Below are 19,295 nucleotides of genomic sequence, written 5' to 3'. Positions count from 1 at the left end.
GCTAGCCGCCGAGGATGCGGTCGCCCGCGCGCAGCAGCGAACTCGGCAAATCGTGGCGGACCACGCGTTGTGCCACGCCGGCGGCGGCGATGGCGGCCTGCAGGTCGACGTCGACGTGGATGCCGCTGTCCCGCAACAGGTACACCAGGTCTTCGGTGGCGATGTTGCCGCTGGCGCCGGGGGCGAACGGGCAGCCGCCGAGGCCGCCGACCGCGGCGTCCAGTCGGGTGACGCCCGCGCTGACCGCCGCGTAGGCGCTGGCCAGTCCGGCGCCGCGGGTGTTGTGGAAGTGTGCACCAAGGGGAATGCCGCCGATACGCGGTCGGATTCGCTCGATCAGGTCGACGACCCGCCGCGGGGTGGTGGTGCCGATGGTGTCGGCGATCGCGAGCCTGTCGACGCCGGCGTCGCACGCCGCGCTGACCACATCGACGACGCGCTCGGCCGGGGTGGGTCCGTCGAACGGGCAGTCCCACGCCGTGGCGATGATGACCTCGACGGACGCTCCGCTGTCGTGGGCGATCGCGAGGATCTCCGGGATCTGAGCGGTGGCTTCGGCCGTGGACCGGCCGACATTGGCGCGGCTGTGGCCGTCGGCGGCCGACACCACGTATTCAATCGAGCCCAGGCCCGCCGCGATCGCCCGCTTGGCGCCGTTGGGGCTGGCGACCAGCGCCGAGAACTCGATACCGGGAAACGACGACAGTTCTGCTGCAAGTTCCGCGGCGTCGGCCAGCGCGGGCACCTTCGACGGTGACACGAATGCCGTCGCCTCCATCTCCCGAACTCCCGTGGCGGCGACCGCCGCGAGCAGTTCGAGCTTGGCGGCCAACGGAATCGGCGCCTCGATCTGCAATCCGTCGCGCATCGAGACGTCGCGGATGTCGACGTGCTCAGGTAATCCGGTCACAGCACACCCTTTCCCCGCAGCATCTCCAGGTCCTCAGCGGTCTTGCCGAGCAGGCCTTGGTAGATCTCGTCGTTGTGCTGTCCCGGGCTGGCGGGACCCGCCTTGCGGATGGTTCCCGGGGTCTGCGACAGCACCGGCACGACGCCGGGGCCCTTGACGTTTCGCCCGATCCGCTCGTCCCAGTGGTCGGCGATCATGCCGCGGGCATTCAGCTGCGGATCGCTGACCACCTCGGCGACGGTGTTGATCGGGCCGCTGATCACACCGGCGTCGCTGAGCGTGGAGATGATGTCGGCCGGGTGGCGCTGCGCGGCCCACGCGCCGATGATCTTGTCCAGATCGTCCTGATTGCGACCCCTGGCAACGTGATTGGCGAACCGCTCGTCGGTCGCCAGCTCCGGTTGGCCCATCGCCGCGCACAGCCTGCGGAACACTGTGTCCTGATTGGCGGCGATGACCACCCAACTGCCGTCGGCGGTCGGGTAGATGTTCGACGGCGCGATGCCTTCCAACCGGGTACCCGACGGGCCGCGCACCACACCGCCGACGTCATAGTCGGGAATCGTGGATTCCTGTACCGCCAAGCATGATTCGGTCAGCGCCGCGTCAACGATCTGACCTTCACCGGTCACCGTGCGGCGATACAGCGCCGCCAGCGCACCCTGCGCGGCGAACATCCCGGCCAGGCTGTCGCCCAATGACAGGGCCAACCGGGGCGGCGGGCCGCCGGGGAAACCGTTCATGTGCCTCAGTCCGCTGGCCGCCTCGGCGACGGACGCATAGCCGGCCTTGTGTGCCTCGGGTCCGGTCTGACCGTAACCGGACACACGGACCAGGATGATGCCTCGATTGCGTTCGCGCAGCACGTCGTAACCAAGGTTCCACTTCTCCAGCGTGCCGGGCCGGAAGTTCTCGACGATGATGTCGGAGCGCTCGACGAGGTCGAGGAACAGGGCGCGACCCGCCTCCTCGCGCAGGTTAAGCGTGACGGCTTTCTTGTTGCGAGCGTGCACGGTCCAAAAGAAGTGATGGCCGTCGAGTTCGGCCTGACCCCAGGTGCGCAGCGGGTCCGGCGCCCCCGGCGGTTCGACCTTGATGACTTCGGCACCCATGTCGCCGAGCAGGCGGCCCGCGAAGGGCCCGGAGATCAGCGTGCCGACCTCGATGACCCGGATGCCGTCCAGCGGGCTCGCCACTGTCATAGCGAGAATCCGTGCCGGTGCAGCCAGTCCGTGCAGATGCCGACGGCCTCGCGCAGCGCGTCGCGCTGGTCTGGGCCGGAGTAGTAGTGGTTGGCGCCGTGTATCTCGCGCATTTCCTTATCAGGATGCCCGATGGCGTCGAAGATGCGGCGGGTGTGGCTGGGTGTGCACGCGTTGTCGGCCAGGTTGCCGATCACCAGCGTGGGCACGTCGATGTCGGGGCCGGCCTTGACGGCGTCGCCGTTGGCGTCGTCGTAACTCCACTGCGACAGCCAACTGCGCAGCGTGCAGAACCGGGCGAGGCCGAACGGGCCCATGTTGACCACCTGCGGGTCGCCCAGGTAGGTGCTGCGCGGTTCTCGCTCGTTCGGGTCGACCGTGGGATCCAGCCAACGGGGGTCGGCCATGGTGCCGTGCACGACGAAGGCGAACTCGTCATCGGGGCGTCCTTCTTCGGAGAGCTTGGCTAGTTTTTCTTTGACCCACTTGGTGATTCGCCGGTTGCGTGCCACCTGAGCGGCCCGGTAGCGCTGCAGGAATTCCTCGGCGTAGGGCGGCTGATCGGGGTTGTCCTGGTCGTACAGGTCCAGTTCGGGGTCCCGCTTGGACGGGTCCGACTCGTCGAGGATGGACGCGTCCAGCCATTCGGTCAGTGTGCCGTGGCGGCTGATGTGCGCGGCCAGCATCATGATGCCGTCGGCGGGGATGAGGCCCAGTTTGGTCAGGTCGGGCCCGTCGCCGGACGGGCTGGCGGTCACCGTCGGGTGGGTGGCCTGCTGCTGGTAGAACGCCGACAGCGAGCCGCCGCCGCTCCAGCCGGCGAGCACCACCTTCTGGTAGCCAAGCCGGTTTTTGGCGTCCTTGATGCATTCGCCGAGATCCTCGACGACCTTCTCCATCAGCAGCGCGGAGTCCGTGCCCCGGAACCGGCTGTTGCAGTAGATGACGTGATGCCCCGCGCGGGCCAGCGCGTTGATCATCGGCAGGTACGCCCCGCCCCCGATGGGGTGCATGAACACCAGCACCGTGTCCGATGGCTTGGTCTCCGGCTTGAGGAGGTAGCTCTCGAGGACGATCAGCTCGGAGACGCCGCCGTAGACATCCCGGACACCCGAAACGTTCTGGTATGCAATCAAATACGGGATACGGTCATATTCGTACTTCACCATCGTGGACGTCATGAGTGCTGTCCCAGGTCGTTGGCGAGGACGTCGGCTGACGGCTCCAGCCTGCGCCGGGTGTCCACCGCGATCACCGACCAGTCCACCGAGTCGTACTCGTCGAATTTGCGGCGTGCACGCTCGCGGGCCTTCTCGGGCGCGCCGTGGTGAACCCCTTGCGGTGCATGGGAAATGAGTCCGGGTGGCATCGGTATTCCGTACAGCGAACCACCGTGGAAGAACGCGATCTCGTCATAGTCGACGTTGCGGTGATACCAGGGCGTGCGCTCGGTCCCCGGGACGCCCTCGGCGGGCTTGGGCAGGAAGTTCATCACGTACACGCCGGTGGCCTGCATGAACAGATGCACGGTGGGCGGTAGGTGCACGCTGTCGGAGGTCACCACGTTGTAGTCGTCGATGTTGAACGTGAACGCGAAGTTGTCGCCGCGCCACCCTTCGACGTCGAGCGGATGATGTTGGTAGAACAGCGAAGTCGGCCCGCCAGCAACGGACGGGTGGATTAGCCGCACCTCGTACTCGCCGCGGCCGTCGTCGTCGATGGGCGCGGGCTCGGGGATGGTGGCCTGCGACGGGTCGAACGGGAAGTGTCGTCCCAGATAGCCCGGCGGCGGCACCCGGAACTCGTCGGTGGCCTGGATCATCAACAGCGTGGACTCTTCGTCGGGGACTTGGCGGAACGTGCACGCCTTGGGGATGTAGACCCAATCGCCTTGGCGATAGCGCAGCGGACCGAACTCGGTTTCCAGAAGGCCCGAGCCGCGGTGTACGAAGCTGAGCAGATCACCGTCGACGTAGCGGACGAAGTACGGCATCGCATCGCTGCGCCGCGACAGCAGCACCTGGCAGTCGGCGTTGGAGAACATCAGCAGCGGCCCGCCCGCCGCGTCGGTGGCGTCACCCGGCTTCAGTTGGTCGGCGAGCACGTCGACGGGACGCAGTGGCCCGGAGGCGCGGTAGGCGGTCGGGTCGTGGCGCCGGTAGATGTTGGCGGTCCGGCCGATGAAGCCCCCGCGGCCGAGCTCGTCGTCTTTGAGGCCGTCGAGATCGGCGTGTAATCGCTTCGGGGTGCGGCCTTTTCGCAGGTGGACGAACGATTCCATGGTGGCCTCCATCAGCGTCGACGTAAGAAACTAAAAGTGATATTAGTTTTACTTCCAGGGGCGGGTCAATCCAACAGGTCGACGCGGATGGTCAGCAGGTTGGTGCCGAAGGTGCGCACGCCCATGCTGTTGAACGCGGGCAGCGACTTCAGTCGCTCGTGCGGATCGTCGTCGGGCAGAAGATGCGCGACGCCCTTGTGCCACCGCCCGTTCAACCGCACCCGGACGTTGGGGTCGGCCTTGATGTTCTTGACGTATTGCGCCTTCTCGCCGAACTCGGAGACGAACCAGAACTGGTCGCCGACCCGACTGCCGCCGATCGGCGTGCTTCGGGGTGCACCCGATTTGCGGCCCGTCGTCTCCAACAGCGTCTGAAACGGCAGCAGTCGCATCAGCGGGTTGGCCACCTGCTTCTGTAACGTGCTGGTGATGTGGTCACGCAGTGCGTTGGCCATGGGGTCCCCTCTCACACCATCGCGGTTCGCGGCACCTTCATCCCCAGTGTGAGGGCTCCGGAGAGTTCGCGGCTGGTGTCGTAGTCGAAAATCACGTGCCCGCAGATCACGTCGACGTCGCGCTTGATCCGCTGCAGTGGGTTGTCGAGGAAGTGGACGCTGGCGCCGGACGCCTCGAGCAGGTTGCCGATCACCGCGCGCGACTCGTGCACGATGTACGCAGCCGCGAGCCTGGCCTCGCCGCGAACCTGCCGTGGTACGGGATCGCCTGTGGCAACGTGGTTTTCGATGTCCGTGACGGTGTCGGCGAGCAGGCCGTGTAACGCGCGCAGCCGGACGCGGGCTTCGGCCAGATGCGCTTGGGCGATCGGCTTGTCCTTCTGCATCACGTCTTCGTAGGCCAGCACCCGCTGCGACAGTCGCTCCGCGTAGATCTCAGCGGCGCGTTCGGCGCTGCCCAGTGCCGGCATGGCGGCCAGCAGCGCCAAGGCGGGCACCATCGGCCAGCGGTAGGCGTCGGCGTCGTGCAGACCCGCCCCCGGCGCCGTCCCGGTGTAGATGTCGGCCACCCGCACCAACCGGTGCGCAGGGACGAATACATCGGAGGCGACGACGTCGTTGGACCCGGTGGCGCGCATGCCGTCGGTGTGCCAGACGTCGTCGATCTCGATCTGGTCGATCGGCAGCAAGGCCAGCGCGGGGTAGATCCCGGCTCGATCCTCCTCGGGGCCGCACAACGCGCCGACGATGACCCAGTTGCCGTGCATCACACCGGTGACCCACGACCAGCGGCCGGTGAGCCGGACGCCGTCGTCACACGGGAGGCCGCGGCCCGTCGGAGCCAGCGGCGCTGGCGCGAGGAACGGCCGGGTAACGAACGCCTCCTGCTGCGCGCGCTCGTCGAACAGCGCGAGCAGCCAGTTGTGCAGCGCGTAGAACCCGATCGTCCAGGCGCTCGACGCGCAGCCGTGCGCCATTCGCCGCACGGGATCCAGAATGGCCGGGAAATCGGCCTGCGCGCCGCCGTAGCGGGCGGGCACCAGCAGGTCGGTGAAACCGGACGCGAGGAGGTCGTCGACGGTGGCCTGCGGCAGCCGGCGCAGTCGTTCGGCTTCCGCTGCCCGTTCGCCGAGCCGCGCCACGAATTCTGCAGTGATCGTCGGCCGGGCGGCCGTTCCGGCGGGCATGGCGCGACGCTACCATACCTTTTGGTATGGGACGACGCGCCGAATCGCGCCCGGATCGTGATCTAGCAAATTCCGCGAACGAGCCGCGGTCGCGGCGCGGTGAGCGTCAGCGCTTGAGCATGATGTCGAGGAAGCCCTCGCGCCCGGCGGCCGCGCGGGCGTTCGGGTGCGGGCCGGCCAGGTGCAGGAAGCCGACGCCTGCGGCGAAGGTGGCGTTGGCCCGCAGTTCGGCCTCGTCGGCGTCGAACCCGTAGTCGAGGAACGCCTGGCGTACTGCGGCGAGCACGCGCAGATCCGCGGCGCGCACGCTGGCCGCCACGTCGGCGTTCGTGCGGGCCCACTCCCGCATTGCGCGTTCCAGAGTCCAGTGACGGGGGCTGACCAGCGACGACATCATGCGTGACAGGCGTTCCCGCGGCGGAAGCGAGGCCAACTCGCCGAGGTCGCTGCGATCGTCGCCGCGCAGTTCGCCCCAGGCCTGTACCAGCGCGGTGCGATAGCCGGCGATGTCGTTGAAGTGCCAATAGAAGCTGCCCTTGGTCACTTCGAGGCGGCGACACAACCGGTCGATCTTGAGCGCTTTGATGCCCTCCTCGGCCAGAATCGCAAAGCCCGCCTGGATCCAGTCGTCGACCGACAACCGGTTGCCCGTCGGCGAATCAGCCCTCCCCATAAGCCGCAGCCTACGGTCCCGCGAGGCAAGCAAATAGCGCTGAAAAGACGGCCGATATTTCACAGGAAAGTGGCAGTCAACGCCTGCCGGGGTTTCAGGTGTGCTGGTCGCATGTTTTACTGCTCACGCACAACTGAAATTTTCTCGGTCCGCTCTTCCGCCGAACCGGGCTCAATAGAGCGGGCGCGACAGCGCAGCAGAGACAGTGCTGCGGTGGCGAATGACGATCTGTGATCGTCGGGGGAACTAGTTACAGCTGGAGCGGTAACCGGAAGATGGATGGAATTGCTCTATGAGGTTCGTTGACAAGATTCGTGGCCATTGGGCGCGCCGGTTCGCGGTGGCAGCCATTGCGGCGGCCGTCCTGCCGGGCGTGGTCGGCCTAGCGGGGGAGTCCGCGACTGCGGGTGCCTTCTCCCGGCCAGGCCTGCCGGTCGAGTACCTGATGGTGCCGTCGCCGTCGATGGGCCGGGACATCAAGATCCAGTTCCAGAAGGGCACCGGATCGCACGCGGTGTATCTGTTGGACGGCCTGCGTGCCCAGGACGACTACAACGGCTGGGACATCAACACCCAGGCGTTCGAGTGGTTCCTCGATACCCCGCTGTCGATCGTGATGCCGGTCGGTGGCCAATCGAGCTTCTATTCCGACTGGTATTCACCCGCCTGCGGCAAGAGCGGGTGCCAGACGTACAAGTGGGAAACGTTTCTGACCAGTGAGCTGCCTCAGTGGTTGTCCGCCAACAAGGGTGTGTCCACGACCGGCAATGCCGCGGTCGGCCTGTCCATGTCGGGCAACTCCGCGATGATCCTGGCGGTCTACCACCCGGAGATGTACGTCTACGCAGGCTCGTTGTCGGCATTCCTCAATCCGTCCGAGGGCAGTTGGCCATTCCTGATCAACATGGCGATGGGCGACGCGGGCGGCTACAAGGCCAACGACATGTGGGGTCCGACCGAAGACCCGAACAGCGCCTGGAAGCGCAACGACCCGATGCTGCAGATCCCTGCGCTGGTGGCCAACAACACCCGACTGTGGGTGTACTGCGGCAACGGCACGCCGAATGAATTGGGCGGCGCCGACCTCCCGGCCACGTTCCTCGAAGGTCTGACGATCCGCACCAACGAGACGTTCCGCGACAACTACATCGCCGCGGGCGGTCGCAATGCGGTCTTCAACTTCCCGCCCAACGGCACCCACAGCTGGGGCTACTGGGGTGCGCAGCTTCAGCAGATGAAGCCGGACCTGATCTCCTACCTCGGCTGATCAGCGGAACACGCGAAGCCCCCGACACCGAGTCGGGGGCTTTCGCGTTTGGTGAATACTGAGCCCATGGTCGCAGTCAACGCTTTGGTCGCACACCAGGACGCCGAGGGCGCGATCACGCTTGGGCACGAGGTTGTCGACGACAGCTTCTTGCCCGAGGGTGACGTCACGGTCTCCGTCGAATACTCCGGCGTCAACTACAAGGACGCACTGGCCATCACCCCGAAGGGCGGTGTGGCACGGTCGTATCCGCTCATTCCGGGTATCGATGTCGCCGGCACGGTGACTGCAAGCACGGTCGACGACTTCGCGGTGGGGGATCGGGTGGTCGCCCACGGCTACGACATCGGCACCGGCCGCCACGGCGGATATGCCGACACCGCACGGTTTCCGGCCGACTATCTGGTCAAGCTGGATACCCTGACCACCGCGCAGGCGGCCGCCATCGGCACTGCCGGCTTCACAGCGGCCATGAGCGTCAACGCAATTCGCGCACATGGGGTGCGGCCTCAGGATGGGCCGGTGCTGGTCACCGGCGCGACGGGCGGCGTCGGCAGCGTCAGCGTCGACTTGCTGGCCAAGATCGGCTACGAGGTGATTGCATCCACCGGAAAGGCGGAGGCGCACGACTATCTGATGGGGCTCGGCGCGTACCAGGTGGTCGGCCGACTGCCCGCGGAGGGCGAGAAGGTTCGCCCGCTCGGCAAGTCGAGCTACGCCGCGGTGGTCGACAGCGTGGGCGGCGACACGCTCGCGTATGCGTTGAGCACGCTCAATTACGCTGGTGTGGCGGCGATTTCAGGCCTGGCCCGGTCGGCTGATCTGCCGACGACGGTGATGCCGTTCATCCTGCGCGGTGTCACGCTGGCCGGCATCGACTCGGTGCTGCTGCCGATCGCCAAGCGTCGCGAACTGTGGCAGTCGATCGCCACCGAGCTACTGCCCGATCACCTCGACGACATCACCCATGACGTCTCGATCCTCGACGCACCGCGCACCCTGCGCAGCATCGTCGGGGGCGGCGTCACAGGCCGCACCCGTGTGGTGGTCAAGGGCGGCTTCTAAGAGGGCGGTTCTTCTCCCGCGCGGAAAAGGGGAGTTACTTCAGCTCGGACGACGACAGGCCCAGCAGGCGGCGAGCCACCACCAGTTGCTGGATCTGCTGCGTGCCCTCGAAGATGTCGAGGATCTTGCTGTCGCGGGCCCACTTCTCCAACAGCGTCTGCTCCGAATAGCCGACGGTGCCTGCCAGTTCGACCGCCTTGAGCGTGATGTCGCTGGCGACGCGGCCGGCCTTGGCCTTGCCCATCGACGCTTCCTTGGAGTTCGGGATGTTGTTGTCGGCCTGCCAGGCGGAGCGAACCATCAGCAGATAGGCCGCCTCCCAATCGGATTCCATGCGCAGGAACTCGGCGGCGGGCGCGCTCTGTGCGTGGGACGGCTTGTCGTAGGAGATCTCGACACCGGCCTCGGTGAGGATCTTGCGCAGTTCCTCGAGCGCGGCGCGGGCGATGCCGACCGCCATCGCGGCGACCACCGGACGCGTGTTGTCGAAGGTCTCCATCACCCCGGCGAAGCCCTTATCCACCTGGATCTCCGGGCTGCCCAGCAGGTTGTCCTTCGGGATGCGGACGTTGTCGAACCGGATCACCGCGGTGTCGGAGGCCTTGATGCCGAGCTTGTCCTCGAGACGCTCGACCGTGACGCCGGGGTGATCGCGCGGCACGATGAACGACTTGATCGCCGCGCGCCCCAGCGACTTGTCCAGCGTCGCCCACACGACGATGTGGGAGGCCCGTGATCCGGCGGTGACGAAAATCTTCTCGCCATTGATGACGTACTCGTCGCCGTCGAGTTTCGCGGTGGTCGACACCGCCGCGGAGTCCGACCCGAAGCCGGGTTCGGTGATGGCCATGGCCGCCCACACGCCCTTGCCGAGCTTCTCCAGCTGTTCAGGGGTGGCCACGCTGGAGATCGCGGCGTTGCCGAGGCCTTGGCGCGGTACCGACAGCATCAGAGCTACGTCGCCCCAACTGATTTCCATCACGTTGAGGACGGCTGACATGTTGCCGCCGTTGTGGTTTGTTTCCTTGGTCTCGGTGCCCGCGAAGGCCTCGGCGCCCGCGAACGCGAAAGCCTTTGCGTCCGAGATGCCTTCGAACAATGTCGCCAGCGTGTCCAACTCGACGGGGTATTCGTGCTCGCGCAGATCCCACTTGCGGGCGATCGGCCTCAGCATCTCAGCGGCGCCCTGATGCGCCTTCTCGATGACCGCTTCCAGCTTGCGCGGAAGTTCCAGATTGATTGCCATGGTTCGACTTTCGCTCGAAGTTAGACGACGACGACACCCTCGGCGACGCCGATGGCCCGCAGGTCGCGGTACCAGCGTTCGACCGGGTGCTCCTTGGTGTAACCGTGGCCGCCGAGCAGTTGCACGCCGTCCAGTCCGATCTGCATGCCCTTGTCGGTGCCCAGTCGCTTCGCCAGCGCGGCCTCACGGGCGAATGGCAGACCCTGGTCGGCGCGAGAGGCTCCGCGCCAGGTGATGAGCCGCAGCCCGTCGAACTCGATCGCGATGTTGGCGCACATGAACGCCACCGCTTGCCGGTGCGCGATCGGTTCTCCGAAGGCGTGCCGTTCCTTGACGTAGGGCACCACGTAGTCGAGCACCGCGTGTGCGGTTCCGACCGCCAACGCTGCCCATCCCAGACGCGACAGCGCGACGGCTTCGGAGTAGTCGGCGTCGGTCGCACCGTCCTCGCCGAGGCGCGCGCTCAACGGCACGGTGACGCGGTCGAGTTCGACCTTGCCGAGCGCCGCCGCCCGGATACCCATGCTCGGGTCGGCGGTGACTGTGAGGCCCTTGGTCGATGCTTCGACGATGAAAAGTGCGGGCTTGCCGTTGAGTTGTGCTGCCACGATGAACAATTCGGCGTTCGCGGCCGCGGGTACCAACGACTTGACGCCGTCGAGGCGGTAGCCGCTGGGGGTGCGCACCGCGGTGGTCTTCAATGCTGTGGGATCGAAAAGCGGATGTGGTTCGGCGATCGCCACACACGCCTGCGGGACGTTCTCACCCGCGAACTCCTTGAGGTAGGTCGCCTGCTGATCGGCGCTGCCCCAGTGCGTCAGCGCGGAGGCGACGCCCGCCGGCGCAAGGATCGGCAGCGCAAGACCCATGTCGCCGTACGCCAGCGCCTCAGTTACCAGCACGTTGGTCACCGCGGCGCGGTGCGCGGCGATGCCGTCGAAATCCTCGGGCACGTTGATGGCCGTGATGCCCAGTTCGGTGGCCTTGGCGACGAGCTCCGGGGGATAGGTGGTGGCCTCGTCGGCGTCGTGCGCGGCGGGCCGCATCACCTCGTCGGCGAACTCGGTGACGGTGTCGACGATCATCTGCTGTTCGTCGTCGGGGGTCAGGTCGAAGAAGTCCGCCCCGCTCTTCTTCAGCCGGGTGGGCCCGCCCGGCGCGCCGGAGACCCGCTTGAACTGCCGATTGGCCGCGCCCGCGGCGGTGAACACCTGCTTGACGCCGTACTTCAGACCACGGTTCAGCGGATCACGCAGGTTGTAGCGGTCCAGAAACTCCTGCCCGACGATGGGGGTGATCAGCGCCAACCCGATGTCGGTCGCTGTCCGCTTGTGCTTGTGCATGCCGACGGCGCTCTCTTTGCCCGAGCGCTTCTTGGACGGCAGTGTGTTGGTCATGGCAGCTGCCTCACTTGCTGGTGGACGTGCGCGAACACGCAACTGACTCAAGAGTAAGGTATGCGAACTGACTCTTGAGTAAGGTACGCCGTTTTGTTGTGAAGCTCACACGCTCATGCTCTACCTTTAGGCGAACTGACGGGGACCTGAAGGACAAGAAGGGAGCCGTGTGCGAGTCGGGCTGACCACGCGTCTGCTGTTGGCGACGGGCGTGGTCGCGGTGATTGTCACGGCGGCGTTCGTTCTGCTCTTTTTCGCGCTGGCCTCCGTGCACCGCGCCAGGGATTTGGCCACCCATTCAGCGGAGGAGTCGTTCGTGGCCCGCGACGTGCGACGAATGCTCGGCGACATGGAGACCAACCAGCGCGGCTACATCATCACCGGTGAACCGAACTTCCTCGCCCCGTGGGAATCGGCCCGCCAGAAGCTTCCGGAAAGGTTGACGACGCTGCGCGCGATGGTCGACCACCCGACTCAGGCTGAACGGGCCGCGGACCTGCAGACCAGCGCGCTGGCCTACGTCCACGACTATGCGGACCCGCTTGTCGCCGCTGCGCGTCGCGGTGAACCGTGGGTACGGGGTCTTCCCGCCAACGAGGAAGGCAAGCAGCGGATGGACGCGCTGCGCAGGCAGTTGGACGAATTCCTGACGGCGGAGTTCGAGCTCAGCAACGCGGAGCAGATGAACGCCGACCGCGACTATCAGCAGGCGACGATCATCGCGGGCGTCGGACTCGGCGCCTCCCTGGTGGTCACCGCGCTGAGCACCCTGTATCTGGCGCGCGGGGTTGTCGGTCCGGTGCGGCGGACCGCCCGAATGGCGGAGCGGCTGTCGGCCGGTGACCTGACGGCGCGCGTTCCCGAGACCGGCAAGGCCGAAATCGGGGTGCTGGAACGCAATTTCAATGCGATGGGCGAATCGCTGCAGCGCGGTCGCCACGCGCTGGCCCGCGTCACCGACGAACAGGCCGCGCTGCGCCGCGTCGCGACATGCGTCGCGCAGGGCCGACCGGCGCGGGAGATCTTCACCTCGGTCACCGAGGAAGTCGGACTACTGCTCGACGCCGAAATCACCCGCCTGTTGCGATTCGAGTCGGACGGCAGCGCGACGGTGGCCGCCGCGTGGACCCGCACCGGGCAGCCCCTGGCCACCGGGTCCCGTATCGCGATCGACGTGACCGTGGCGGCGCGGGTGCGCCAAAGCGGTACGTCGGCCCGGATCATCGAAGAGTCGCCGCCCGGCCTGTCGGCGGGCTCCTACTCGGCGGTGGGCGCGCCGATCATGGTCAGCGGATCACTGTGGGGCGCGATCACCGCGCTGTCGCCGCTGGACCGTCCGCTTCCCGACGACACTGAAGCCCACATGGTCGAATTCACCGCCCTGGTCGGCACCGCCATCGCGAACGCACAATCCCACGCCGACCTGATGGCGTCGCGCGCCCGCATTGTGACGGCGGCCGACGAGACGCGACGTCGCATCGAGCGGGATCTGCACGACGGCATTCAGCAACGCCTCGTCGCGCTCGCGCTGAAGCTTCGGCTCGTCGAGTCGGACGTGCCCGCGGACCCGCCTACGTTGCGAAATGACTTGGCGGCGTTGGACATTGGGCTACTCGAGGCGGTCGAGGAGTTGCGGGAGTTGTCCCGCGGTATCCACCCGGCGATCCTGTCCAAGGGTGGACTCGGGCCGGCGCTGCGCTCGCTGTCGCGGCGCTGCGCCGTGCCGATCGAACTGGATGTGCACGTCGACGGGCGGCTACCGGAGAACATCGAGGGCGCGGCCTATTACGTCGCCGCGGAGGCGCTGACCAACGCGGCCAAACACGCGAACGCGTCGGTCGTGACGCTTCGCGCGGCCGTCGAAGATGACCGTCTGGTCCTGACGATCCATGACGACGGAGTCGGCGGGGCCGATCCGTCCGGTGGTTCGGGACTGATCGGCCTCACCGACCGCGTCGAGGCTGTCGGAGGCACGCTGACCGTCGTCAGTCCACGAGGTGACGGAACGACGTTGCGTGCCGAGCTGCCACTGGATTTCACCGGCGGCGTCGACTAGCGGTTACCTGTGCCCGCCGCCATGAAAGCCGCCGAACCCGCCGCCGTGAACACCCCCGAACCCGCCTCCGACGAAGCCGTCGCCGAGCAGGAATGCCTCGTCACCGTACGGGTTGTATGACAAAGGCGCTGGGGTGGCGTCGATTTGAACGTTTCCCGGTGATTGGCACACCGTGCCGCCGCCCGTGTCGGCGCAGTCGTCGCTGATCGTGGAAGCCGACGCGATCGGTGCGGCGAAGATCGCGGCGGCTACCGCGACAGCACCCAATGCCGGTGTGACGTAAGTGAGTTTGGTGCGCATCGCGTTCTCCTTCATCGGCTGTTCTTGATGCACTTCCAGACTGCTCGACGCGGGAGTCGATGTCGTCCCCGCTGTCACCCGTCAAGGCCCCCCGGCTAACCGGTAGTCGGGTGCGCGAGCATGTGCAGAACTGTTTCGTGCAGAAGCTTGTTGGTAGCCACCGCGCTGCCGCCGTGCGGCCCCGGCGATCCGGCCAGGTCGGTGAACGCGCCACCGGCCTCACGCACGACGATGTCGAGTGCGGCGAGGTCCCACAGCGACACCTCTGGCTCGGCGGCGATGTCGACGGCACCCTCCGCAAGCAGGCAGTAGGACAGGAAGTCGCCGTAGGCGCGGACCCGCCAGACCGCGTCGGTGAGGTCGATGAACCGGTCCCGCAACCCCAACTCGGCCCACCCCGACAAGCTCGAGAACGACAGGCTCGCCGATTCGAGGTCGGTCACCGACGACACCGCGATCGGTCGGGGCTGATCACCGGCGAACGACGTGAACGCACCCTCGCCGGCGCCTGCCCACCAACGACGTTGCAGCGCAGGCGCACTCACCACGCCGGCGACGGGGACACCGTCCTGAAGCAGCGCGATCAACGTCGCCCACACCGGCACGCCGCGCACGAAGTTCTTGGTGCCGTCGATCGGGTCGATCACCCACTGCCTACCGGTGAACGTCGCGGCGCCGCCGAACTCTTCGCCGAGCACCAGGTCGTCGGGCCGCTCGTGGGCCAGGCTGGCCCGCAGGCTCTGCTCGACCCCGCGGTCCGCATCGGTGACCGGCGTCAGATCCGGTTTGGTGTCGACGTGGAGGTCCAGTGCGCCGAAGCGCTCCATCGTCAGCGCATCGGCCTGGTCGGCCAATCGGCGCGCCAGGACCACGTCATCTCGGACCGCGTACATGGCAGCAGTCCTACCATGGCGGTGTGCTGGAGTTCGTGATCATCATCGTGCTCATCGGGGCCTTGGTCGCGCTCGCGGCGCCCTGGATCATGCGACGGCGCGGTGCCGGCGCCGACTGGGTACAGGGCAACCTGCTGGTCACCGGCGTCAGTCCGAAACCAGAAGCCACCGGGGAGCAATTCGTCACGATCACCGGCGTGATCAACGGTCCGACGGTCGACGAACACGTCGTGTATCAGCAGTTGGCCATCGACGTCGCCGACTGGCCGACCATGGGTCAGCTGTTCCCGGTGGTGTACTCGCCGACGAACCCGGACCGCTGGGCGTTCGCCCCGCCGCAGGCGACGCCCTAGCCGTGCGCGATGCGCAGCAGCTCCGCCACACTGGTCAGCTTCACCCGCGGCCTGCCGTGCGGCTCGCCGGCTGACCGTTCGTAATCGTTGATCAGCTTCCAGTGATCGTCGGTGATCAGCTTCGGCTGCCGCGACAGCAGCCACTCCACCAGCGTCTCCGCATAGTCGTCGCCGACATCGGCCAACTGCGCCCCGGACAGGTCGGCGAGCAAGGTGTTGACGGTGTCCTGCGAGTCTTTCTTGTTGCTGCCGATCACGCCGGTGGGGCCACGCTTGATCCAGCCCACCACGTACTCGTTGCGGCTGCCCGCGATCCTGCCGTCGGTGTGCGGGATGGTGCCGCTGCGATCGTCGAAGGGCAGGCCCGGCGTCGGGACCCCTTTGTAGCCGACCGCGCGCACAACGAGTTGGGCGGGGATTTCCTCGCGCTGGCCGGTGTCCTTGGCAACGATGCGACCGTTGTCGTCGACGAGTTCGTTGCGGCCCAGCACAATTGATTGCACGCGACCGTCGCCCTTGATCTCGATCGGCGAGGTGCGGAAGCGGAACACGATGCGCCGCTTGGCGCCTTTCGGCGCTCGTTCGGCGTATCCGCGCAGCACCTTGATGTTGTTGCGCACCGTCTTGGGCGCCGCTTCCAGGTCCGCCTCGGAGATGTCGGCGAAGTCGGCAGGGTCGACCACCACGTCGACGTCGCCGAGGCCTTCCAGGTCACCGAGTTCGCGTAGCTCCAGCGTCGTGAACGGCGCCTGCAGCGGCCCGCGCCTTCCGACGATCAGCACCTCTTCCACACCGCAGTCATGCAGCGACTGCAACGCATGATTGGCGATGTCGGTGGTGGCCAACACGTCGGGATCAGTGACCAGGATGCGGGCCACGTCGAGCGCGACGTTGCCGTTGCCGACCACGACCGCACGCCCGCTGGAGACATCGGGCGCCATCTCCTCGTAGTGAGGGTGGGCGTTGTACCAGCCGACGAAGTCGACGGCGGCCACGCTGCCGGGCAGGTCCTCGCCGGGGATGCCCAGCGCGCGGTCGGCCTGTGCGCCGACGGCGTAGACCACCGCGTCGTAGCGTTCGGCCAGCTCAGCGGCCTGCACATGGTCGCCGACGACGATATTGCCGAAGAACCGGAACCGCGGATCCAGCGCGGTCTTCTCGAACTGGGCGCTGATCGATTTGATCTTCGGATGGTCCGGCGCCACACCCGAGCGCACCAGGCCCCACGGGGTCGGCAGCATCTCGAGCATGTCGACCCGGACGTCGGCGTCTTCGGTGGTGTCGGCGAACTTCAGAAGCGAGGCCGCGGCAAAGTAACCCGAGGGTCCTGAGCCGACGATCGCCACATGGTATGGGCGCATGGATCCCTTTTGTCGAGGTTTCTGTCGCTACCCGGTCACCCGCAAGGGAGTTGTCGCGTGGTGGCCAGGCTGGTTGCCAGTCCGATGGTAAACCGCCGGTACCCTGAACTCCCGTGGATCCTGACCGCCAAGCCGACATCGCCGCCCTCGACTCCACCCTGACCACGGTGGAGAGGGTGCTCGACGTCGACGGGCTTCGTGGTCGCATCGAAAAGCTCGAGCACGAGGCCTCCGACCCGAATCTGTGGGACGACCAAGCGCGCGCCCAGAAGGTCACCAGCGAGTTGTCGCACGCCCAGGGTGAGCTGCGCCGGGTCGAAGAACTGCGGCAGCGGCTCGACGACCTGCCGGTGATGTACGAGTTGGCCGCCGAGGAAGGCGGCAGCGACGACGTGGCCGAGGCCGACGCCGAACTGCGCAAGCTGCGCGAGGACATCGAGGCGATGGAGGTGCGCACGCTGCTCTCCGGCGAGTACGACGCCCGTGAGGCGCTGGTCAACATCCGCTCCGGCGCCGGAGGCGTGGACGCCGCCGACTGGGCCGAGATGCTGATGCGGATGTACATCCGCTGGGCGGAGGCGCACAAGTATCCCGTCGAGGTGTTCGACACGTCGTACGCCGAAGAGGCGGGCATCAAGAGCGCGACGTTCGCGGTGCACGCCCCGTACGCGTACGGCACGTTGTCGGTGGAGCAGGGCACCCACCGGCTGGTGCGCATCAGCCCGTTCGACAACCAGGGCCGCCGTCAAACGTCGTTCGCCGAAGTCGAGGTGCTTCCGGTCACCGAGACCACTGACCACATCGACATCCCGGAATCCGATGTCCGCGTCGACGTGTACCGCTCCAGCGGGCCCGGCGGGCAATCGGTCAACACCACCGACTCCGCGGTTCGACTCACGCATATCCCGACCGGTATCGTGGTGACTTGCCAGAACGAGAAGTCGCAATTGCAGAACAAGGTGTCCGCGATGCGCGTGCTTCAGGCAAAGTTGTTGGAACGCAAGCGTTTAGAAGAACGTGCCGAGCTCGATGCGTTGAAGGGCGACGGCGGCAGTTCGTGGGGAAACCAGATGCGCTCCTACGTGTTGCATCCGTACCAAATGGTGAAAGACTTGCGCACCGAGTACGAGGTCGGCAATCCCGCGGCAGTACTGGACGGAGATATCGACGGATTCCTGGAAGCGGGAATCCGTTGGCGCAACAGACGAGATGACGAATAGCACCCTATTAGCAGAGAGTTTCGCCGACCGGTGGCATGGCTTCTGGACCGGCAATATCGGCATCTGGATCCTCGAACGCGGTGTGCCCATTGCGCTGTTTCTGATCGGCGGCCTGCTGGCGGCCCGCTTCATCAACTGGATGGCCAACAGGATCGTGCGCCGCATCGATGCGGAGTACCGCGAAAGCGACCAGCTGGTGCGCTCGGAGAGCGCCAAGCACCGCCAGGCCGTCGCGTCCGTCATCTCCTGGGTGTCGGTCGCGCTGCTGTTCGTCATGGTGATTGTGCAGGTCACTCAAATCCTGGCGATCCCGATCGGATCGCTGGTCGCACCGGCCGCCGTGCTGGGCGCGGCGCTCGGTTTCGGTGCCCAGCGCCTGGTGCAGGACCTGCTGTCCGGATTCTTCATCATCACCGAGAAGCAGTACGGCTTCGGTGACCTGGTGGCGCTGACGGTGTCCGGTATCGCCGCCCCGGCGGAGGGCACCGTAGAGGACGTCACGCTGCGCGTCACCAAGCTGCGCTCCACCGAGGGCGAGGTGTACACCATCCCGAACGGGCAGATCGTCAAGACCGTGAACCTGTCCAAGGACTGGGCACGCGCGGTGATCGACATCCCGGTTCCCGCCTCGGCCGACCTCAACCAGGTGAACGACGTGCTGCACGGGGTAGCTCAGAAGGCGATGCAAGATCCGAGCCTCGATGCGCTGCTCCTGGACGCGCCCCAGTTGATGGGCGTAGAGAGCATCGAGTTGGACACCGTCAACCTGCGGATGGTGGCGCGCACACTGCCCGGTAAACAGTTCGAGGTGGGACGGCGGATCCGGGTGCTCGTGGTGCGCGCGCTGCGCCGAGCGGGCATCGTGTCACCGAGCGACGGCCACACCCCACTGGTCGAAGCCATCGTGCATCCCGCGACCGCCGGCGGCGCGGAGGAAAGCCAAGCCCCGCCGGAGCAGGCGAAGTCATGAAGTCCTGGTTCAGCGCCCGTCTCGGCCGGATGCGGGTGTCGACGATCGTGCTGGTCGTCGCGTTCGTGGCGCTGTTTTGGGTCTACCACAACTTCGAGCCCCAGCCGACGCAGCCGCAAGCGCCGCCGACCGCGGTCGTGCCGCCCGGGTTCGTGCCGGACCCGAACTACACCTGGGTGCCGAGGACCAACGTGCGAAGGCCCAAGGAGCCCGCGGTCACCACGACGACGACCACCACCACGACGCCGACCACCACCAGCCCGACCGACACGACGACGCCGTCGCCGACCGACACCACCAGCCCGACGTCGCCGACACCGACGACGACGGTGATCCCGGGTCTGCTCGGGCCGCAGACCATCACCCTGCCGCCAATGCCCGCCCCGCCGCCGGGGCCGTTACCCGCGACGCCGGCCCCGAGTTAGCGTTGAGCGGCTTGCGCCCCGGCCACCGCTACAC

Annotated in this window: 19 protein-coding genes; 7 read left to right on the top strand and 12 right to left on the bottom strand. The window is 66.8% G+C overall.

Annotated elements, in window-relative coordinates:
- Position 1: 1 nt before the first annotated feature.
- The 7 genes from A5724_RS23860 to A5724_RS23830 form a co-directional block, all read right to left on the bottom strand.
- Entirely contained in the window at positions 2-910 is a 909-nt protein-coding gene (locus tag A5724_RS23860) for a hydroxymethylglutaryl-CoA lyase (protein ID WP_067808210.1), read from the bottom strand.
- Positions 907-2,112, bottom strand: coding sequence for a CaiB/BaiF CoA-transferase family protein (locus A5724_RS23855; protein ID WP_067808207.1), 1,206 nt, complete (start codon positions 2,110-2,112; stop codon positions 907-909). The genes A5724_RS23860 and A5724_RS23855 overlap by 4 nt, the downstream gene beginning before the upstream one ends.
- A complete protein-coding gene (locus A5724_RS23850) occupies positions 2,109-3,293 on the bottom strand; it encodes a S9 family peptidase (protein WP_067808204.1) in 1,185 nt (394 codons plus the stop codon). The genes A5724_RS23855 and A5724_RS23850 overlap by 4 nt, the downstream gene beginning before the upstream one ends.
- Positions 3,290-4,393 carry a homogentisate 1,2-dioxygenase gene (locus A5724_RS23845; protein WP_067808365.1) on the bottom strand — a complete coding sequence of 368 codons (1,104 nt, stop codon included), beginning with the start codon at positions 4,391-4,393 and terminating at the stop codon, positions 3,290-3,292. The genes A5724_RS23850 and A5724_RS23845 overlap by 4 nt, the downstream gene beginning before the upstream one ends.
- Before the next feature lie 65 nt (positions 4,394-4,458).
- A complete protein-coding gene (locus tag A5724_RS23840) occupies positions 4,459-4,848 on the bottom strand; it encodes a nitroreductase/quinone reductase family protein (protein WP_067808200.1) in 390 nt (129 codons plus the stop codon).
- 11 nt (positions 4,849-4,859) lie between these two features.
- Complete coding sequence (locus A5724_RS23835) at positions 4,860-6,035, bottom strand: acyl-CoA dehydrogenase family protein (RefSeq protein ID WP_197518765.1); 1,176 nt, start codon at positions 6,033-6,035, stop codon at positions 4,860-4,862.
- Between the two features lie 106 nt (positions 6,036-6,141).
- Positions 6,142-6,708 carry a TetR/AcrR family transcriptional regulator gene (locus A5724_RS23830; protein ID WP_067808197.1) on the bottom strand — a complete coding sequence of 189 codons (567 nt, stop codon included), beginning with the start codon at positions 6,706-6,708 and terminating at the stop codon, positions 6,142-6,144.
- A 292-nt stretch (positions 6,709-7,000) separates the two neighbouring features.
- Here A5724_RS23830 and A5724_RS23825 point away from each other — a divergent pair, with 292 nt between their 5' ends.
- On the top strand, positions 7,001-7,975 hold the full coding sequence (locus A5724_RS23825; RefSeq protein ID WP_067808194.1) for an esterase family protein: 975 nt from the start codon (positions 7,001-7,003) through the stop codon (positions 7,973-7,975).
- 66 nt (positions 7,976-8,041) lie between these two features.
- On the top strand, positions 8,042-9,040 hold the full coding sequence (locus tag A5724_RS23820; RefSeq protein ID WP_067808192.1) for an MDR family oxidoreductase: 999 nt from the start codon (positions 8,042-8,044) through the stop codon (positions 9,038-9,040).
- A gap of 34 nt (positions 9,041-9,074) precedes the next feature.
- On the opposite strand, the gene A5724_RS23815 is transcribed toward A5724_RS23820, so the two are convergent.
- Together A5724_RS23815 and A5724_RS23810 are read right to left on the bottom strand one after the other, a co-directional pair.
- The gene (locus tag A5724_RS23815) at positions 9,075-10,286 is read right to left on the bottom strand and encodes an acyl-CoA dehydrogenase family protein (RefSeq protein ID WP_067808189.1); all 1,212 of its coding nucleotides are present in this window, start codon (positions 10,284-10,286) and stop codon (positions 9,075-9,077) included.
- A 20-nt stretch (positions 10,287-10,306) separates the two neighbouring features.
- A complete protein-coding gene (locus A5724_RS23810) occupies positions 10,307-11,683 on the bottom strand; it encodes an acyl-CoA dehydrogenase family protein (RefSeq protein ID WP_067808186.1) in 1,377 nt (458 codons plus the stop codon).
- Positions 11,684-11,852: 169 nt separating this feature from the next.
- On the opposite strand from A5724_RS23810, the gene A5724_RS23805 reads away from it, so the two are divergent.
- Positions 11,853-13,739, top strand: coding sequence for a CHASE3 domain-containing protein (locus A5724_RS23805; protein ID WP_067808182.1), 1,887 nt, complete (start codon positions 11,853-11,855; stop codon positions 13,737-13,739).
- Positions 13,740-13,742: 3 nt separating this feature from the next.
- Here A5724_RS23805 and A5724_RS23800 read toward each other — a convergent pair whose 3' ends face one another.
- Together A5724_RS23800 and hisN are read right to left on the bottom strand one after the other, a co-directional pair.
- Entirely contained in the window at positions 13,743-14,054 is a 312-nt protein-coding gene (locus tag A5724_RS23800; RefSeq protein ID WP_232004961.1) for a hypothetical protein, read from the bottom strand.
- Positions 14,055-14,134: 80 nt separating this feature from the next.
- On the bottom strand, positions 14,135-14,932 hold the full coding sequence (gene hisN / locus A5724_RS23795; protein WP_067808177.1) for a histidinol-phosphatase: 798 nt from the start codon (positions 14,930-14,932) through the stop codon (positions 14,135-14,137).
- Positions 14,933-14,955: 23 nt separating this feature from the next.
- Here hisN and A5724_RS23790 point away from each other — a divergent pair, with 23 nt between their 5' ends.
- Complete coding sequence (locus tag A5724_RS23790; protein WP_067808174.1) at positions 14,956-15,285, top strand: hypothetical protein; 330 nt, start codon at positions 14,956-14,958, stop codon at positions 15,283-15,285.
- Here the strand turns inward: A5724_RS23790 and A5724_RS23785 are convergent.
- Positions 15,282-16,646 (bottom strand): FAD-dependent oxidoreductase, encoded by a 1,365-nt coding sequence (locus tag A5724_RS23785; RefSeq protein WP_067808172.1) that lies wholly within the window; start codon positions 16,644-16,646, stop codon positions 15,282-15,284. The two genes, A5724_RS23790 and A5724_RS23785, sit on opposite strands and share 4 nt — an antisense overlap.
- Positions 16,647-16,759: 113 nt before the next feature.
- Here A5724_RS23785 and prfB point away from each other — a divergent pair, with 113 nt between their 5' ends.
- From prfB to A5724_RS23770, 3 genes are read left to right on the top strand one after another with little or no spacing between them, the layout of a single operon-like run.
- Positions 16,760-17,866, top strand: a complete 1,107-nt coding sequence (gene prfB / locus A5724_RS23780) for a peptide chain release factor 2 (protein WP_067808170.1) — start codon at positions 16,760-16,762, stop codon at positions 17,864-17,866.
- Positions 17,856-18,836, top strand: coding sequence for a mechanosensitive ion channel family protein (locus A5724_RS23775; RefSeq protein WP_067808164.1), 981 nt, complete (start codon positions 17,856-17,858; stop codon positions 18,834-18,836). Before prfB ends, A5724_RS23775 begins: the two co-directional genes overlap by 11 nt.
- The gene (locus tag A5724_RS23770) at positions 18,833-19,261 is read left to right on the top strand and encodes a hypothetical protein (protein WP_067808161.1); all 429 of its coding nucleotides are present in this window, start codon (positions 18,833-18,835) and stop codon (positions 19,259-19,261) included. The genes A5724_RS23775 and A5724_RS23770 overlap by 4 nt, the downstream gene beginning before the upstream one ends.
- Positions 19,262-19,295: the final 34 nt, after the last annotated feature.

This window comes from Mycobacterium sp. ACS1612 (assembly GCF_001667505.1).
In the GTDB taxonomy this organism is placed as follows: Bacteria; Actinomycetota; Actinomycetes; order Mycobacteriales; family Mycobacteriaceae; genus Mycobacterium.
This window is presented reverse-complemented; position numbering and strand designations above follow the sequence as displayed.

Coding starts and splice junctions, on each gene's coding strand:
- A5724_RS23840 (WP_067808200.1), bottom strand. CDS start 4,848: ATGGCCAACGCACTGCGTGACCACATCACCAGCACGTTACAGAAGCAG.
- A5724_RS23775 (WP_067808164.1), top strand. CDS start 17,856: ATGACGAATAGCACCCTATTAGCAGAGAGTTTCGCCGACCGGTGGCAT.
- A5724_RS23770 (WP_067808161.1), top strand. CDS start 18,833: ATGAAGTCCTGGTTCAGCGCCCGTCTCGGCCGGATGCGGGTGTCGACG.
- A5724_RS23815 (WP_067808189.1), bottom strand. CDS start 10,286: ATGGCAATCAATCTGGAACTTCCGCGCAAGCTGGAAGCGGTCATCGAG.
- A5724_RS23830 (WP_067808197.1), bottom strand. CDS start 6,708: ATGGGGAGGGCTGATTCGCCGACGGGCAACCGGTTGTCGGTCGACGAC.
- A5724_RS23820 (WP_067808192.1), top strand. CDS start 8,042: ATGGTCGCAGTCAACGCTTTGGTCGCACACCAGGACGCCGAGGGCGCG.
- A5724_RS23855 (WP_067808207.1), bottom strand. CDS start 2,112: ATGACAGTGGCGAGCCCGCTGGACGGCATCCGGGTCATCGAGGTCGGC.
- A5724_RS23825 (WP_067808194.1), top strand. CDS start 7,001: ATGAGGTTCGTTGACAAGATTCGTGGCCATTGGGCGCGCCGGTTCGCG.
- A5724_RS23810 (WP_067808186.1), bottom strand. CDS start 11,683: ATGACCAACACACTGCCGTCCAAGAAGCGCTCGGGCAAAGAGAGCGCC.
- A5724_RS23835 (WP_197518765.1), bottom strand. CDS start 6,035: ATGCCCGCCGGAACGGCCGCCCGGCCGACGATCACTGCAGAATTCGTG.
- A5724_RS23845 (WP_067808365.1), bottom strand. CDS start 4,393: ATGGAATCGTTCGTCCACCTGCGAAAAGGCCGCACCCCGAAGCGATTA.
- A5724_RS23785 (WP_067808172.1), bottom strand. CDS start 16,646: ATGCGCCCATACCATGTGGCGATCGTCGGCTCAGGACCCTCGGGTTAC.
- A5724_RS23850 (WP_067808204.1), bottom strand. CDS start 3,293: ATGACGTCCACGATGGTGAAGTACGAATATGACCGTATCCCGTATTTG.
- hisN (WP_067808177.1), bottom strand. CDS start 14,932: ATGTACGCGGTCCGAGATGACGTGGTCCTGGCGCGCCGATTGGCCGAC.
- A5724_RS23800 (WP_232004961.1), bottom strand. CDS start 14,054: ATGAAGGAGAACGCGATGCGCACCAAACTCACTTACGTCACACCGGCA.